14 protein-coding genes are annotated in these 13,702 nt (G+C 66.5%); 4 read left to right on the top strand and 10 right to left on the bottom strand.

Annotation, left to right across the window (positions count from 1 at the left end):
- Nucleotides 1-2: 2 nt before the first annotated feature.
- The 4 genes from JZ791_RS25470 to JZ791_RS25485 all read right to left on the bottom strand — a co-directional run bounded on the left by JZ791_RS25470 (nt 3) and on the right by JZ791_RS25485 (nt 5,408).
- Nucleotides 3-908 (bottom strand): SCO2523 family variant P-loop protein, encoded by a 906-nt coding sequence (locus JZ791_RS25470; RefSeq protein ID WP_308163089.1) that lies wholly within the window; start codon nt 906-908, stop codon nt 3-5.
- A 34-nt stretch (nt 909-942) separates the two neighbouring features.
- Nucleotides 943-2,811 carry an SCO2524 family protein gene (locus tag JZ791_RS25475; protein WP_308163090.1) on the bottom strand — a complete coding sequence of 623 codons (1,869 nt, stop codon included), beginning with the start codon at nt 2,809-2,811 and terminating at the stop codon, nt 943-945.
- A gap of 84 nt (nt 2,812-2,895) precedes the next feature.
- Nucleotides 2,896-4,323, bottom strand: a complete 1,428-nt coding sequence (locus tag JZ791_RS25480; RefSeq protein WP_216897750.1) for an NtaA/DmoA family FMN-dependent monooxygenase — start codon at nt 4,321-4,323, stop codon at nt 2,896-2,898.
- Nucleotides 4,320-5,408, bottom strand: a complete 1,089-nt coding sequence (locus tag JZ791_RS25485; protein ID WP_216897751.1) for an LLM class flavin-dependent oxidoreductase — start codon at nt 5,406-5,408, stop codon at nt 4,320-4,322. Before JZ791_RS25485 ends, JZ791_RS25480 begins: the two co-directional genes overlap by 4 nt.
- A gap of 141 nt (nt 5,409-5,549) precedes the next feature.
- Between JZ791_RS25485 and JZ791_RS25490 the strand changes: the two genes are divergently transcribed.
- Nucleotides 5,550-5,909 (top strand): hypothetical protein, encoded by a 360-nt coding sequence (locus tag JZ791_RS25490; RefSeq protein WP_216897752.1) that lies wholly within the window; start codon nt 5,550-5,552, stop codon nt 5,907-5,909.
- A 295-nt stretch (nt 5,910-6,204) separates the two neighbouring features.
- On the opposite strand, the gene JZ791_RS25495 is transcribed toward JZ791_RS25490, so the two are convergent.
- From JZ791_RS25495 to JZ791_RS25510, 4 genes are all read right to left on the bottom strand, one after another.
- Complete coding sequence (locus tag JZ791_RS25495; protein WP_216897753.1) at nt 6,205-6,600, bottom strand: hypothetical protein; 396 nt, start codon at nt 6,598-6,600, stop codon at nt 6,205-6,207.
- 65 nt (nt 6,601-6,665) lie between these two features.
- The gene (locus JZ791_RS25500) at nt 6,666-7,490 is read right to left on the bottom strand and encodes an SAM-dependent methyltransferase (RefSeq protein ID WP_216897754.1); all 825 of its coding nucleotides are present in this window, start codon (nt 7,488-7,490) and stop codon (nt 6,666-6,668) included.
- A gap of 43 nt (nt 7,491-7,533) precedes the next feature.
- Nucleotides 7,534-8,370, bottom strand: coding sequence for an SAM-dependent methyltransferase (locus JZ791_RS25505; RefSeq protein ID WP_216897755.1), 837 nt, complete (start codon nt 8,368-8,370; stop codon nt 7,534-7,536).
- 31 nt (nt 8,371-8,401) lie between these two features.
- Entirely contained in the window at nt 8,402-9,304 is a 903-nt protein-coding gene (locus JZ791_RS25510; protein WP_216897756.1) for a helix-turn-helix domain-containing protein, read from the bottom strand.
- Between the two features lie 201 nt (nt 9,305-9,505).
- Between JZ791_RS25510 and JZ791_RS25515 the strand changes: the two genes are divergently transcribed.
- Together JZ791_RS25515 and JZ791_RS25520 are read left to right on the top strand one after the other, a co-directional pair.
- Nucleotides 9,506-9,691: a hypothetical protein gene (locus JZ791_RS25515; RefSeq protein WP_216897757.1), complete on the top strand. Its 186-nt coding sequence runs from the start codon at nt 9,506-9,508 to the stop codon at nt 9,689-9,691.
- A 1-nt stretch (nt 9,692) separates the two neighbouring features.
- Nucleotides 9,693-9,884 (top strand): hypothetical protein, encoded by a 192-nt coding sequence (locus tag JZ791_RS25520; protein WP_216897758.1) that lies wholly within the window; start codon nt 9,693-9,695, stop codon nt 9,882-9,884.
- 153 nt (nt 9,885-10,037) lie between these two features.
- Here the strand turns inward: JZ791_RS25520 and JZ791_RS25525 are convergent, their stop codons facing one another.
- The gene (locus JZ791_RS25525) at nt 10,038-11,366 is read right to left on the bottom strand and encodes a PucR family transcriptional regulator (RefSeq protein ID WP_254206281.1); all 1,329 of its coding nucleotides are present in this window, start codon (nt 11,364-11,366) and stop codon (nt 10,038-10,040) included.
- 319 nt (nt 11,367-11,685) lie between these two features.
- Here JZ791_RS25525 and JZ791_RS25530 point away from each other — a divergent pair, with 319 nt between their 5' ends.
- Nucleotides 11,686-12,690, top strand: coding sequence for an alpha/beta hydrolase (locus JZ791_RS25530; RefSeq protein ID WP_254206282.1), 1,005 nt, complete (start codon nt 11,686-11,688; stop codon nt 12,688-12,690).
- A gap of 363 nt (nt 12,691-13,053) precedes the next feature.
- Here JZ791_RS25530 and JZ791_RS25535 read toward each other — a convergent pair.
- The coding region (locus tag JZ791_RS25535) for a GGDEF domain-containing protein (protein WP_216897759.1) at nt 13,054-13,702 on the bottom strand (649 nt) is incomplete at its 5' end.

Raw genomic sequence — 13,702 nt, forward strand, 5'->3', positions numbered from 1 at the left:
GCTCACAGCCTCCTCCAGGTAGCGGAGTCGACCAGCCGGCGGGCCAACTCGGCATAGGCCTGCGCGGTCTCCTCGTTGGCGATATTGGCGTTGACGTCGGCGTCGAGAATGATCTGTTCGCGCCACTGCAGCACCGGCTCCATCGGGGTGGTGCCCAGGACGAAGGTCGCGCCCAGTTCGTTGCTGTTGGCCAGCTGGCGCAGTGCCTTGTCCTGCTCGTCCAGCCAGGCGGCCTGGGCGGGCCGCTGCCCGTTCCGGCGAGAGGTGGGATCGGCAACGGCGGTGCGCACGTAGCGAATCGACTGAAGCAGCTCGGTAGCGTCGTGCCCGTAGGCCTCGCCCATCTTCAGCAGGCCGTGTTTACCGTGTACCAGCCCCGAGGCGGCCAGGATGTGCTGGCGGGTCCAGCGGTGGAACACCAGCCAGCGAGCGGTGCGTGCATGCAGTGGCGTCATCGCGGTGGCGTGCAGTGCGATCTCCAGCGCCGCCGATCGCCCCGCGCTCAGATCGACGATGACGACCTTGAACTCCTGCTCCAACTCCAGCAGCAGTTGCATACAGCGATCGACGATCTGGGTGTCGCGGCTGAGGAATTCCGCGCCGCCCTGATCGCCCGGAAACAGCGTCAGCCGGCTCAGCCGCGGGCCGCGCCGCAGCGCTGCCCGGTCGGTCTTGGCGACAACGTCCACCCGAGCCAGGGTGCCGGCCTCACCGAGCAGATAGGAGTGCACGCCACCCTCGACCACCCCGCGCTCCACCCCGCTGATCTCGAACAGCGCGCCCGCGGTGGGCGAACCGAAGTCGAAGTCGACATAGGCGACGGTGAGCCCGGACAGGCTCAGTCGATAGGCGACATTGCAGCTGGTCACCGACCGGCCGGTACCGCCCTTGTCGGAGGTCGAGAACACCAGCACTACATCGCCCCCGCCAACTCTGTCACCGTCATCGAATAGCATCCTCGCGGGCGTTGACCAGTTCGTCCAGCTGTTCCAGTGCCCGGACCGAGAGGCTGAACGCCGTGCCGGGACGCTGGCGCCATAACAGCCGCGCGCGGTCCAACGACTGCTCGATCCGGTCCAGCTCGGTGCGCTTGGCCGACTGATCTTCCTCACTGACCTCGAGGCGTTCGCGATTGAGCAGATCGTCGGCCTCGCGCAACAGTTCCTGCGCACGGTTGATCATCGACTGCGGCGCGGGAACGATCAGGCCGAAGGTCCCGTAAGCGACCACCAGGCATTCCATCACGCGTTCGGTGAGGAACCAGGACGGTCGTTCGGGCGGCGGGGTGGCGCCAGGGGTCAGCAACGCGTCGACGTCGTCCCACAGCCCGTCGGCCGGCCCGCCGCGCACAGTCCTGCGGTCGAGATGGTCCATGGTGGACTCGGCCAGCGCCATCAGTTCGTCGCGGATGGTGACGTCTACCGCCACACGCACCGCGTTCAGCGTGCGCTTGAGCATCATCGTCGCGAAATCGGGTACGTACCAAGATAATTGAGGCCCGCCGTCGATGTCCTCGCTACCGGCCAGCCGCAGCCTGACGCCCGGCTGGTGGAGTTGTGCGGACTGATCGCTCGTGGTCGGGCGGCTGGTGATCCGCCCACGCCGGGCCAACTGGTCCAGCACGCCCACGGCACGCTCGAGATCGTCGGTGCTCTTCTTGTCGACCAGATCCTGGACCAGGATCGCGGCGACGATGAGGCTGTAGTAATCCGACTCGTCGCCGTCGGAGGTGCGCCACGGAATGTCCTCGAGCGGCCAGCGTTCGTTGACGAAGCGAGCCACCGTCGACCAGTAGTTCTGCGCCAGATCCAGGCGGAGTTGCAGCGCGTCCGCCAGTTGGCGCTGGGTGGGATCCAGCAGGTCCAACTCACGGATGCGCTGGGAGGACAGATCGACGATGCCGTCCATGGCCACCATCGTGAAATACAGATAGGGCCGCGGCTCGGCATGTCCGGTGTCGGTGGCGACATGGCTGTCGGTGATGTCGATCGGGGCGGCGGTGCGCACTACGCCCCAGCCCCAACCGCATTCGAACAGCCGTCTGTCGTTGGCGATGTCGAACACCTCGCCCTGCGCCAAGCGCACCTCGTTGGCCGCGCGGACCCGCAGCGGCTCCAGACGGGCCGACAGCGCCCGGATGATTTCCGCGGCCGATGCGCCGGACTGGTTCACCATGTGCAGGATCGCCTGTCCCGGAGCCGAATCCGGCTCGGTGGTGTGGATGACGAAGCTTCGTACCAGACCGGTCATCGCGGCGGTCAGTCGGGCGCCGACCTGTTCCTGCAGCGCGCGCATCCGCTCGGCGAATTGGCGCTTGGGCTCATCGCGCAGCAGGCCGGAGACCGACCGCTCGTAGCCCTTCAGAAATCGCAGCGCGGCGATACACAGGCTCAGCGACATCGAATACGAGTCGACGATCTCAACGGACCGTTCGGCGGGGGTCGGTACGCGGTCGTCGGTGGCACGCAGATAGCTGCCCATCGCGAATACAGGCTCGTCATCGGGGCCGGTATATCGTTCGATATACGCCTCGATCAGGTTGACCAGGACGTTCCCGATGCGGGTCTCGCTGCCGAAAGGCGCCAATGCCTTCTTGGCGTCGTTGGTGATCGAGTCGGGCTGATCCAATGCGAAGGCATCCAGCGACGTGGCCGGATACAGCAGGCACAGCAGTTGCTCGGCGTCGCTGATCGAATTGGATCCGTCGCGACCGCCCCACACCCAGGTACCGTCGCGGAAGCAGCAGTCCAGCACGGCCCGCCACAGGTCTAGAAGTTGTTGCCGCGGGCGAATTCTCATCTGCCCTCTCACGCCCCCATTTTGGACTCTCGCAGTTTGCCACTTTCCACTACGTAGAGTGTGCCTGGCGAAAGCCCGATGGGCCAGGCGATTCGATCAATTGGCAGAACTGGACGGTCCTTTTCCTGTGCGACGTGCACCCATGTCCACGTCCGGCGCGGTCACCCGCCGAGTGAGCGGAGCCCGTAACCCGAGGTGTTCGCGCAGCGTACTGCCGGTGTACTCGGTGCGGTACGAATGCCGTTCCTGTAGTTCGGGTATCAGCCAGTCGACGATCTCGTCCAGGCCGGTGGGGACCAGATACGGGGAGATGTTGAAACCGTCGCTGGCGCCTCGGCGCACCCAGCGGGTGAGTTCGTCGGCCACCTGACCGGGGGTTCCGGCGAATCCCGAGCGCTGTGAGGTCTCGATCGCCACCTGCCGCAGGCTCAGGTTCTTCGCCTCCGCCAGCTCGCGCCAGTCGCGGGCGATCTCGATCGGGTCCCTGCCGTGCCGGGGAGTGCCGCGGGTTTCCGAAATCGGCTTGGACACAGGGTCTTCGGCGGGTAGCGGGCCGTCGGGATCGCGATCGGACAGGTCCTTGCCCCAGATCTGGCCTACCAGCGACAGTGCAGTGGGGCCCGTCACCTGGTTCTCCAGCACCCAGCGCACTTTCTCAGGGACCTCGGATTCCTTCTCCGCCAGCACGATCTGGGTGCCGGGCAGGATCTTGATGTCGTCCTCGGGGCGTCCGGCCGCGCGCAGCCGGGCCCGGATGTCGTCGGCGAATTCCAGTGCCTGGTCGACGTGCGTGCCGTGCCGGGAGAAGATGACCTCGGCGTGGGCGGCGGCGAAATCTCGTCCGTCGGAGGAGTCGCCGGCCTGGAAGATCACCGGATGGCCCTGCGGGCTGCGGGGGAGGGTCGGGGTGATGGACACCTGGAAGTGCTGGTCGTCGCGCTCGACCGTGCGCACGGAACCTGGTATGAGCCAGTCGCTGCCGTGGCTCGACGACGCGATCGCGCTGTCGGACCAGGAATCCCAGATCGCCCGCGCCGTCTCCACGAACGCGCCCGCCCGCTCGTAGCGCTGGGCGTGGTCGGCGAACCCGCCGCGGCGAAAATTCGCACCGGTCCAGGCATTGTCGGTGGTGACCGCGTTCCAGCCCGCGCGGCCCCCGGACAGCAGATCCAGTCCGGCGAGTTTACGCGCGAGATCGGCGGGCTCGTTGTAGGTGATGTTCTGGGTGGCCACCAGCCCGATGTGGCGGGTGAGCCCGGCCAGTGCGGCCAGCTGGGTGATCGAGTCGGGTCGGCCGGCGATGTCCAGATCCAGGATCTTGCCGTCCTGTTCGCGCAGCCGCTGACCGTCGCCCAGGAAGAACGCGTCGAACAGACCCCGCTCGGCGGTGGCCGCGACGCGGCGGAAGGTCTCGAAGTCGATCTGCGAGCCGCTGGTGGCATCCGACCAGATCGTGGTGTGGTTGACGCCCTGCAGGAAGACGCCGAAATGCACTGTGGCATCCGGGAATCGGTCGTCTGTCACTGAAATTCCTTCGCGTATCTGTTGGCCGGACGCGTCAGGCCGAGGTTGGCCCGCAGCGTGCTGCCGGGCACGGGCCGGTGCGCGATCCCGGCGCGCAGCAGCGCCGGGAGTACCGCCCGGGCCAGGATCGGCAGATCGTCGTCGATGACGGCCGGATGCAGGCGCACGCCGTCGGCATGCCGGGACAGCTGGGCCAACAGGTCGACAAGATCGGCGGGCGAGCCCGAGAAGTGCAGGCGGGCAGGCGGTTCGGGGGCGCAGTGCTCGTCGAGTTCGGCCAGGCGATCGGCGGCCGCGCGCGCCGGGGTGTCCAGGACGACCTGCAGATCGACGAATACCAGTGCGGTCTCGCGGACGTGGGCGGCAGCGGCGGTCGCGGCATCCGGATCCGCGCCGGTGACCAGGACGACATCGGACCGCGCGGCGGGGGAATGGTCGTCGGCGAGAACCGTGGCGCTGTCGCTGAAGACGACAACCTGCCCCTGCGGTGGTCGCGGCACGATCGATGGACCCTTCACCGAGAACGTCTCGCCCTCGAAGTCGATGTAGTGCAACTTGTCTCGGTCCAGGAACCGGCCGCTGGTCCAGTCCCGGATCACCGCGTCGTCCTCCCACGAATCCCATAGACGCCGGGCCACCTCGATCGAATCACGGTGTTCGCGAAGGATTTCGGACGTGCTGGTACGAGGCCGGCGGCCCCAGGTCGCGGCCGCGCCCGGATCCACCGTCGCCAGCCACCCGGCCCGGCCGCGTGACGAATAGTCCAGTGTCGCAAGGGCCGACGCGGTGTGGAACGGTTCGGCATAGGTGGTCGCCACCGCCGGCACCAGGCCCAGTGTGCTGGTGGTCGCGGCCACGAAGGAGGCGCGGGTGGGCGCGTCGATGCGTCCGGCCGGGCCGGTGGCGGGTGGCAGGATCGAGTCGTCGAAGGTGGCCAGGGTGAATCCGGCGTTCTCGGCCGCGCTGACCCGTGCCTGCAGAGTCCGTGCGGACAGCAGCCGATCCGGATCCTCTCGCGACCTCCGCCAGGCCGCGGGATGGTACCCTGCGCCATCGAGTTCGATGCCCAATGCGAACCGGCTCATAGTACGACGATCGTCGAACCTGGCGGTCGAGGCCACCTTTTGCCTCTGCGTGATCCGAATACGGGCCCGCGGGAGCGAAGCGGAGGTAGTAACTCCGCTAAGCTGGCGACACGATCTTCAGGTCTAGTTCAGGAGGACAGAATGGCCGGACAGGGTTTCGGGGGACCGATCGTGCGGGGGGTCAACAACGGGGTGGTCGCCCTGATGAAGTCTTCGATACTCGGTCGCCGCATGAGCGGAAGCTTCGTCGAGATCAGCTACGTCGGGCGGCGCTCCGGCAAGGCATTCAGCATCCCGGTCAGCTATCGCCGGTCCGGGCAGGACATCGTCATCATGGTCGCCATGCCCGACAAGAAGAACTGGTGGCGCAACTTCCTCGGCGAGGGCGGTCCGATCACCCTGCTGAATTTCGATGGTTCGGACAAGACCGGTCATGCGGTCGCCACGCGGGACGAGCGCGGCGGGGTCAGCGTGGCGGTGCGCCTGGACGGTGTGGCGTAATCGTGCCGTGACGTGGCGATGTGTGCTGAAAGATGACGTGTGCCGAAAATTCGGATTCGCCACACAGCGGCTGTGGCCGGCGCTAGAGTGATGCTGCGCATCGATAGCCGACTTCACCGCCAGCGGTGGGGGAAGGGGGATTAGGGGAGCGGTCGCGGGGGTTCATGCCGTGTGCATGCGAACACCGCACGACCGCATTCGAATTCGGATCTTCGGTTAGGGCGTCGGCTCGGGCCGTTCGTCCCCGCTGGCACGGGGCACGTGGTCGCCCATTTAGAGGCTTATCCGATTACGTTCAGACGGTGTCGAACTCATGGTTGTGCACGCCATCGTGAAAAGCGTCGAGTTCGTCCTGATCGAAGATGAGTTCGACCCCCGTGGAAGACGGTGCGGCTGTACGGAATACGTACATGCCGTCGGCTCGCCGCACGATGCTCAGCGGGCCGTCATCGGTAGCGGACTCGTTACCGGCCCGAACCGCTGTCTGGTAGCCGTCGAACTGAACGTCCGTCAGCAGGAGAAGTTCGCTGTCTGTCAGCGGAGTGTCCGCGGTGGTCTCGGTGGTCCTGAGCTTGTCGTCCCAGACCGCCGTCCATCCTTGCTTGCGCGCGATGCGTACGCAGTTCTGATTCGGCGAACTGCGTGCGGCCTTGCGAAATTCACCCACGGTGAAGGCAGGTAGCAGCGTCATCGGTGTCCCTTTCTACGGAGTAAAAACGTGGTGACGCGAAAGTGTCGCGCACCCGTCGGGGTCGTCTACTTCTTATAGCCAACCGCGGCGAAATTACACGGCCGTCCAGGATCCTGCTCATCCACAGGTCCTTCGGGCCGCCAGTCCGGTGCGTAGACGATTCCGGGCTCGACCAGTTCGAAACCGTCGAAGAAGGCGGTGAATCCGTCCCGGTCGCGCATCGTGACGGGGTCGGAGGTCTGCTGGTAGAGCTCACGGAAGTTCACGGCCTGCTCGATGACCTCGGGCGCCGCCTCGGACAATGTGACATGACTCATAACGACGTAGCTACCCGAGGGCAGCGCATCGCGCAGCCGGCCCATCAGTTCGAGCGGACTCTCGGCGTCCGGGATGAACGGCCAGACGCTCACGATGAGCAGGCCGATGGGGGCATCGAAATCGAGCAGCCGTCGGGTGTCGGCGTGGTCCAGAATGGCGTCGGGCTTGCGCAGATCGGCCTCGATGATCGCGACACGGTCGTGCGCGTTCTGCTCGGCCAGCATCTCGTGCGCTCTGGTGACGGCCTCCAGATCGCTGTCCACGTAGACCACTCGCGTGGTGGGCTCCAGGGTCGTCGCCACCTCGTGGGTGTTCCCGGCGGTCGGCAGGCCCGAGCCGATGTCGAGGAACTGCCGAATGCCCTGTCCCACCAGGAATTTGGTGGCACGTTGCAGGAATTCCCGGTTGTGGTGCGCCGTGACGCCGGTGTTGGGAGCGATCTGGAAGATGCGCTCCCCGAACACTCTGTCCACGTCGAAGATGGCCTCGCCGGTCAGATAGTAGTGGTACATGCGCGCGGCAGACGGCCGGGTCGCGTCGATCTCGCGCGACTCGAAAGCATCGTTGCTCATGGGTAGAACTCCTTGCGGGCGGTGCGAATCGGCTATCGCGTGGTCACGCGGAGCCGCTGTGCGACTTGTAGCCAACCGCGGCGAAACTACACGGTCGTGCCGGATCTTCGAGATCCGGCGGCTGCTCGGGCCGCCAGTCGGGGGAGTACACGAGGCATGGTTCGACGAGTTCGAGGCCCTCGAAGAAGGCGGCGAACTCCTCTCGGCTGCGCATGGTGGAGGGGTCGGAAGTGTCCTCGTAGAGGCCGGCGAGCGCTCTCATCTGCTGGATGATCTCTTCGGGCGCATCGGATATCGAACCGTGACTCATCCCGACGTAACTGCCGGCCGGAAGCGCCTGGCGCAGCTCGGCCATCAGCTCGAGGGGGCGGTCACTGTCGGATACGAACGGCCAGACGCTCACGATCAGCAGGCCGACCGGCTGATCGAAATCGAGCAGACGGCGGGTATCCGGATGGTCGAGAATGAGCTGGGGCAGGCGCAGATCGGCCTCGATGACCGTGGTGGTGTCCAGTGCCCGCTGTGCCGCCAGGAGATCGTGTGAGCGGGCGACAGCCTCGAGATCGTTGTCCACGTAGACCACGCGCGCCTCGGGGGCGAGGCCGCGGACGACCTCATGGGTGTTCCCCACGGTCGGCAGGCCCGAGCCGATATCGAGGAACTGCCGGATGCCCTGCGCGACCATGAATTTCGTCGCGCGCTGCAGAAAATCGCGGTTGTGGTGGGCGGCTGCGTCGAGGAAGGGGATCACCTCGAACACGCGCTCCCCGAACACCCTGTCGACATCGAAGACGGCCTCGCCGGACAGGTAGTAGTGGTACATGCGTGCGGCCGAGGGACGGGACGAGTCGATCTCGCGGGACTCGAAATCGTCGCTCATGAGCGGAACTCCTTGCGGGCGAACAGAAGCGCTATGCGCTGGTGAATGTCTTGCGGCGGAAGGACCGCACGACGTGCTCGATGAACGTACGGGTGTCCGCGGCCGACAGCGCGGCCGCGGACAGTCGTGACCACACCGCCTCGCGGGCCGCGACGGCGGGTTTGTCATCGATATAGCGGATTTCGCCCTGACTCTCGACGATCGCGATATCCAGGTCGCCCGCCGCACCGGGGGAGGGCACCCGGATCAGGGTGAACCGGTCCTCCGCGCCCGCACCGCGGGTGGTGACGGTGAACGGCAGCACCTGGATGAGGATGTTGGGCCGTTTCGACTGTGTCAGTAGATGTTCGAGTTGTTCCAGCATCACCGAGTGGCCGCCGTACTCGCGGCGCAGGCACGACTCGGACAGGATCGCGTGGAACTGCGGCGGGCGCGGGCTGGTCAGGATCTCCTGCCGAGCCAGGCGCGCGGCCACCGAATCCTCCACCGTGATGGTGTCGGCGTCCGTGTCGCCGGGCAGCAGGGAATCGTGCAGCGCGCGGATATAGGACTCGCACTGGATGAGTCCCGGCATGATCTCGGACTCGGCCACGCGGAACAGACCGGCATGGGTCTCCAGGTCGACCAGCAGGCGCAGCTCCTCCACGTAGGCGCGGCGATAACCGGTATTCCAGAAGCCGCGCTTGTGGTTGTCCTTGCGCAACTCCTCGAGCGACTCGAGATAACTGTCCTCGGTGAAGCCGAGCTCTCGCGCCAGGCGCTCCAGATCGCCGATGCTGATGGAGCCGTTGCCGACGATCAGCATCGCGATACGACTCTGGCTGGTGTCGATGATCTTCGCGGCCTCGCTCTGGCTGACGCCCGCGGTACCGAGCATGTGCTCGATCTCACGGCCCAGCAGCAGCTTTCGCGCCGTGCGTAACCGGGTACCCATGGATCTCAGCGCGTCGACGACTCGGCCGACACGCCCGAAACTCCTTCCGTGGCAATCCTTTTCGTCAGGAATATGCGGTTTGACTGTTTCCTTCGAGTGATAATCACGCTAACATCTATCACGTTGGAGATTATCACGATTTCGGTATCGCGGCGTCCGCAGGCGGGCGTCCGCGATGCACCTCTGTTGAGGGGGAGTCGCATGACGACTACCACGCAAATGCGTTCGGCGCCCTGCCGATTCGGTGACGGGCGGACCTGCTGCGACGCCGCTGGAGACATGACCGATCCGCTCGCCCGCGAGATCCTCGACGCGGAGCACACCCCTGGGTGTGCGCGCTGGCTCGCCGCGGTGGCATATCTGTCTGCTGGTCTGGACGACGACTGATATGGACGTATCGCTCTGGCCCACCGGGTGGCCGCACGAGGCGCCCGATGATCCGATGACCGTCGGTGAGGCTCATCTGACGATGCAACGACATCGCGGCTGCCTGCGTGAGGAGTGCCCCCGTAAGGCCGTGGCCTATCGGACACTGGTCGAATCCGGTCGGATTCGGCCGGATTCCGGACGCGCCCTGTAACGCTCGTATCGGTCATGTAGGCGCGCCGTCGAATGTGAGCGCGAACACAAGGAGAGGCAATGCTTCCTGCGCGAAAACTGGTGGAAAGGACCTAACCGGCGCACGGAGATGCCGGCCCACACGACGCGTGTGGGCCGGCATCTCCGTGTGTGCTCAGCTTCGATACGTGCGGGCAACCAGAGCGGAGCGCAGATACCACAGTCCACTGGCCTGGGTGGGGTCGAAGCCGGTGAGCTGGCCGATGCGTTTGAGCCGGTAGTCCACCGTGTTCGTATGCACGTGCAGCAGCCGGGCGGTGCGCTGGCGGTTGAGATTGTGCGCGATATGGGTGCGCAGCGTGTCCAGCAGCTCGGGGTGCTCGTCGAGCGAATCGAGCAGCGAGCCGAGGAACTCGCGTCCCGGACCCGGCCTGGTCAGCTGGAATTCCAGGGCCAGATCATCGAACCGGTACAGTCCGGGCGCCGAGCGCAGCCGCTGCACCATGTCCAGCAGCTGATGGGCCTGGTCGGCGGCCGTGGGTATCTCGCTCGCGCTGGTGGTGACGACCGCGGCGGTGACCGGCACCCGGGCCGCGTGTGACAGGCGCGCGATGAGTTCGCCCAGTGCCTCGTCGTCGAATTTCTCGGCCGGGATCAGTAGTGTCCCACCGTCCACCGACAGCAGGGAGAGCAGGGAATCACCGCAGCGCAGGGCCAGTTCGGCCTGCACCCGCCGAAGTTTGCGGCGCGCCACGACCTTCGAGTCCAGCATGGGGTTGGACTGTTCGGGATGCGCCGGAATCGCCACCGCCAGGACGCGATACCGCTCGGCGATCTCGATCCCGCATTCGCGGGCCATGGTGGAGGTGGAATGTCCACCCAGGAGCGCCGAGGTGAGCGTGTGCACCGCGGTGTGATGTTCGCTGACCACCGACCGCAGTTCGCGCACGTACGCCATCGAGACCGCGGCGGACATGGTGTCGAGCATCTCGATCACCCGCTTGGTGCCGTCCGCGAGGCTCTGGAAATCCTCGACGTCGAGGGTGAGCACCGCCTGTCCCGGCAGGGCAGTGGCCATACCCGCCGTGGGGTCGTCCGGGCTCGCCGAGGGATCAGCGGGAATCTCGATCCGGCCGAGAGAATGTCGCAGCGCGGCGCCGGTGACCAGATCCAGGCCGATCTTGAAGCCCTCGTGGATGGCGTGCTGGATGGTGTTGATGGGCACGCCCTCACGCGCCCACTGCCGCGCGGCCTCCTCGAGCCGCTCGGTCTTGGCCCGGACGTCCTTGCCGTCCAGCATGCTGACGCCCATTTCCAGGCAGGTGCGAGTGATCGTGGTGACATCGCCGTAGATGGCGTCGCTCGGCAGCGTGCCGCATGGTGCGACATTCTCCACGAAGTGGCCAACCATCTGTCTGGACAGAGCCCAGACATCTTTCAGTGGTAGCGACATCGGGCGACCTGCCATGGTCAGACCCGGCCGGTCGGCGAGTGGTGTCGGCATGGGGAACTCCTTCCGCCCCGCGTGTTGCGTCCCCCTATGACTGCCGTGTCACCGTAATCGTTTCGAAACCTTCGGTGGTGCGTTTTCGGCCACGCTCGTGAGTTCTGCCAGCCGCGCACGGCGTGCCCGCTGTGATCTTTCACAACATGATCGCCTCCGGCCGGACTCTCCGGCGCGGCGCGCCATAAGTGATCTACGACGCATTTACCGTGCTCACGGGAACAAGGCGGCCCATCGTGCTCGTTGCGTCCTCGGCTCCGTGCTGTCTCACGGTCCGGCGCCGCACACATCTTCACGGCACGGACGGCGAGGCGGCGGTATGAACGATCACATGTTCGGGACGATCGGGCGATACGTCGCGGTGGTGTTCGCGGCTGTCGCGGCGCTGGCGCTGACCCCTGCGCTGGCAGAGGCCGCGGCGCCGTCCACGCCGGCGGTGTCCCCGGACGGCTCGCACATCGACCACACGACGTCGATCGATGCGCGGCGGTCGCTGGTGTACGTGTACTCGGCCGCGATGAACCGGGTCATCGCCCTGGACGTGCTTCGGGCCGCGGACGACAGCGCGCCGCGTCCCACGCTGTATCTGCTCGACGGCGCCGAGGACGGCATCGGGCGCGACGGCAGCGAGACGTCGTGGGACACCAAGACCGATCTGATCGGGTTCACCGCCGACAAGAACGTCAACGTGGTGACCGTCCTGGACGGCCGGTACTCGTACTACACCGATTGGCAGACCGACGATCCGATCCTGGGCCGCAACAGGTGGACCACCTTCCTGACCCGGGAACTGCCCTCGGTGATCGACGCCGCGTACGGCACGTCGGGACGCAACGCGATCGCCGGTGTGTCGATGTCGGCCACCTCGGTGCTGGCGCTGGCCGAGGCCGCGCCCGGGCTGTACGGCAGTGTCGGCTCGTTCAGCGGATGCGCCCAGACCAGCACCGACCCTGGTCGCCGGTACGTGCAGGCCGTGGTCGCCTCCGGCGGCGGCAACCCGTGGAACATGTGGGGTCCGGACGGCTCGCCCGGCTGGGCGGCCAAAGACCCGTCCACCGACGCGAATCTGCAGAAGCTGCGCGGCGCCAACCTGTTCATCAGCGCCGGATCCGGCGGGGCCGACGCCAGTGGCCGGACCCCGCCCTCGGGTGGCCTGCTGGAATCGGTGGTCGAGAGGTGCACGCGGCGCCTGGAGGCGTCCACGACGCGCCTGGGCATTCCGGCGACCTATCGGTATGTGCCCCGCGGCCAGCACGCCTGGCCGTACTGGCAGCAGTCGCTGCACGCTGCCTGGCCCGGATTCGCCCGCTCGCTGGGCATCTGAGGCCTCGCCCGGACTCCGGGGGAGAACCGATCCCATCCGGAGCGCCCGTCGCACCGAATACCTGACCAGATAACCGGCGGTTCGCCAGTGTCGCGCCGAGGCCCGACTGCCCGGTGCGGATGCCTGCCGCCCGCTTCATCCGTGAGTGACACGATATCGATGAGACGAAAGGATTCCGGTTAATGATTCCGCATTTCTTCCATCAGCTCGCATTCCAGATCTCGTCCTTCCTGGGCCAGCTGCTGCTGCCCTGACGGGATTCGCCGGTGGTCGCCGGGGCTCGGCTCCGGCGAGCCACTGCGGCGTGACCGTCCGGCGGCCGGATCGTGAATCCTTGCGGCACTGGGGATCTGGAGATCGATATCAGCGGCGGCCGGTCGTTCCGCAGCCGGCCGTGATGTCGATGCTGTGCAGCACCCAGCGATTCGGGCCGGCCGCCTTGGCCCGGTACAGTCCGGCATCCGCGGCGTCGAGCAGCTTCTCGGCATCCGCCCCGGACACCGGTGTGACGACCGCACCGATACAGGCTGAGATGCGCAGCTGGTGCTCGTCGACCTCGATCGGCTCGGCCAGCGCGCCGAGCAGCGCCTCCGCAACCGCCGCCACTCGCCTCGAATCACATTGCGGCTCCAGCAGAACCACGAATTCGTCGCCGCCCACGCGGGCCAGGATCACCTCGTCGTCGACCGCCGCGATGAGGCGGTTCGCCACCGCCGCCAGCAGGCGGTCGCCCACGCCGTGCCCGTAGGTGTCGTTGACCGCCTTGAAACCATCCAAATCGATGAAACCCAAACCGATTCGGTCGTCGGGATCGGCGTCGACGATGATCTGCGACAGCGTGTCGACCAGCTGGCGCCGATTCGGCAGCCCGGTCAGCGGATCGTGCCGGGCCTGGCGCCGCAGCTCGGCCTGCAGAGCGCGGCGCTGGGTGGTGTCTTCGCCGACCACCAGCAGATAGGCGGCGCGGCCGCCGGTCTCGGGGACCAGCGTGACGGCCCACTCCGCCCAGCCC

The organism is Nocardia alni, from assembly GCF_019038435.1.
GTDB classification, from domain to species: domain Bacteria; phylum Actinomycetota; class Actinomycetes; order Mycobacteriales; family Mycobacteriaceae; genus Nocardia; species Nocardia alni.

Bases quoted from the DNA above. Each gene is read 5' to 3' on its own strand.
- JZ791_RS25520 (WP_216897758.1), top strand. From the start codon at position 9,693: ATGGACGTATCGCTCTGGCCCACCGGGTGGCCGCACGAGGCGCCCGAT.
- JZ791_RS25510 (WP_216897756.1), bottom strand. From the start codon at position 9,304: ATGGGTACCCGGTTACGCACGGCGCGAAAGCTGCTGCTGGGCCGTGAG.
- JZ791_RS25485 (WP_216897751.1), bottom strand. From the start codon at position 5,408: ATGAGCCGGTTCGCATTGGGCATCGAACTCGATGGCGCAGGGTACCAT.
- JZ791_RS25495 (WP_216897753.1), bottom strand. From the start codon at position 6,600: ATGACGCTGCTACCTGCCTTCACCGTGGGTGAATTTCGCAAGGCCGCA.
- JZ791_RS25490 (WP_216897752.1), top strand. From the start codon at position 5,550: ATGGCCGGACAGGGTTTCGGGGGACCGATCGTGCGGGGGGTCAACAAC.
- JZ791_RS25525 (WP_254206281.1), bottom strand. From the start codon at position 11,366: ATGCCGACACCACTCGCCGACCGGCCGGGTCTGACCATGGCAGGTCGC.
- JZ791_RS25515 (WP_216897757.1), top strand. From the start codon at position 9,506: ATGACGACTACCACGCAAATGCGTTCGGCGCCCTGCCGATTCGGTGAC.
- JZ791_RS25500 (WP_216897754.1), bottom strand. From the start codon at position 7,490: ATGAGCAACGATGCTTTCGAGTCGCGCGAGATCGACGCGACCCGGCCG.
- JZ791_RS25530 (WP_254206282.1), top strand. From the start codon at position 11,686: ATGAACGATCACATGTTCGGGACGATCGGGCGATACGTCGCGGTGGTG.
- JZ791_RS25505 (WP_216897755.1), bottom strand. From the start codon at position 8,370: ATGAGCGACGATTTCGAGTCCCGCGAGATCGACTCGTCCCGTCCCTCG.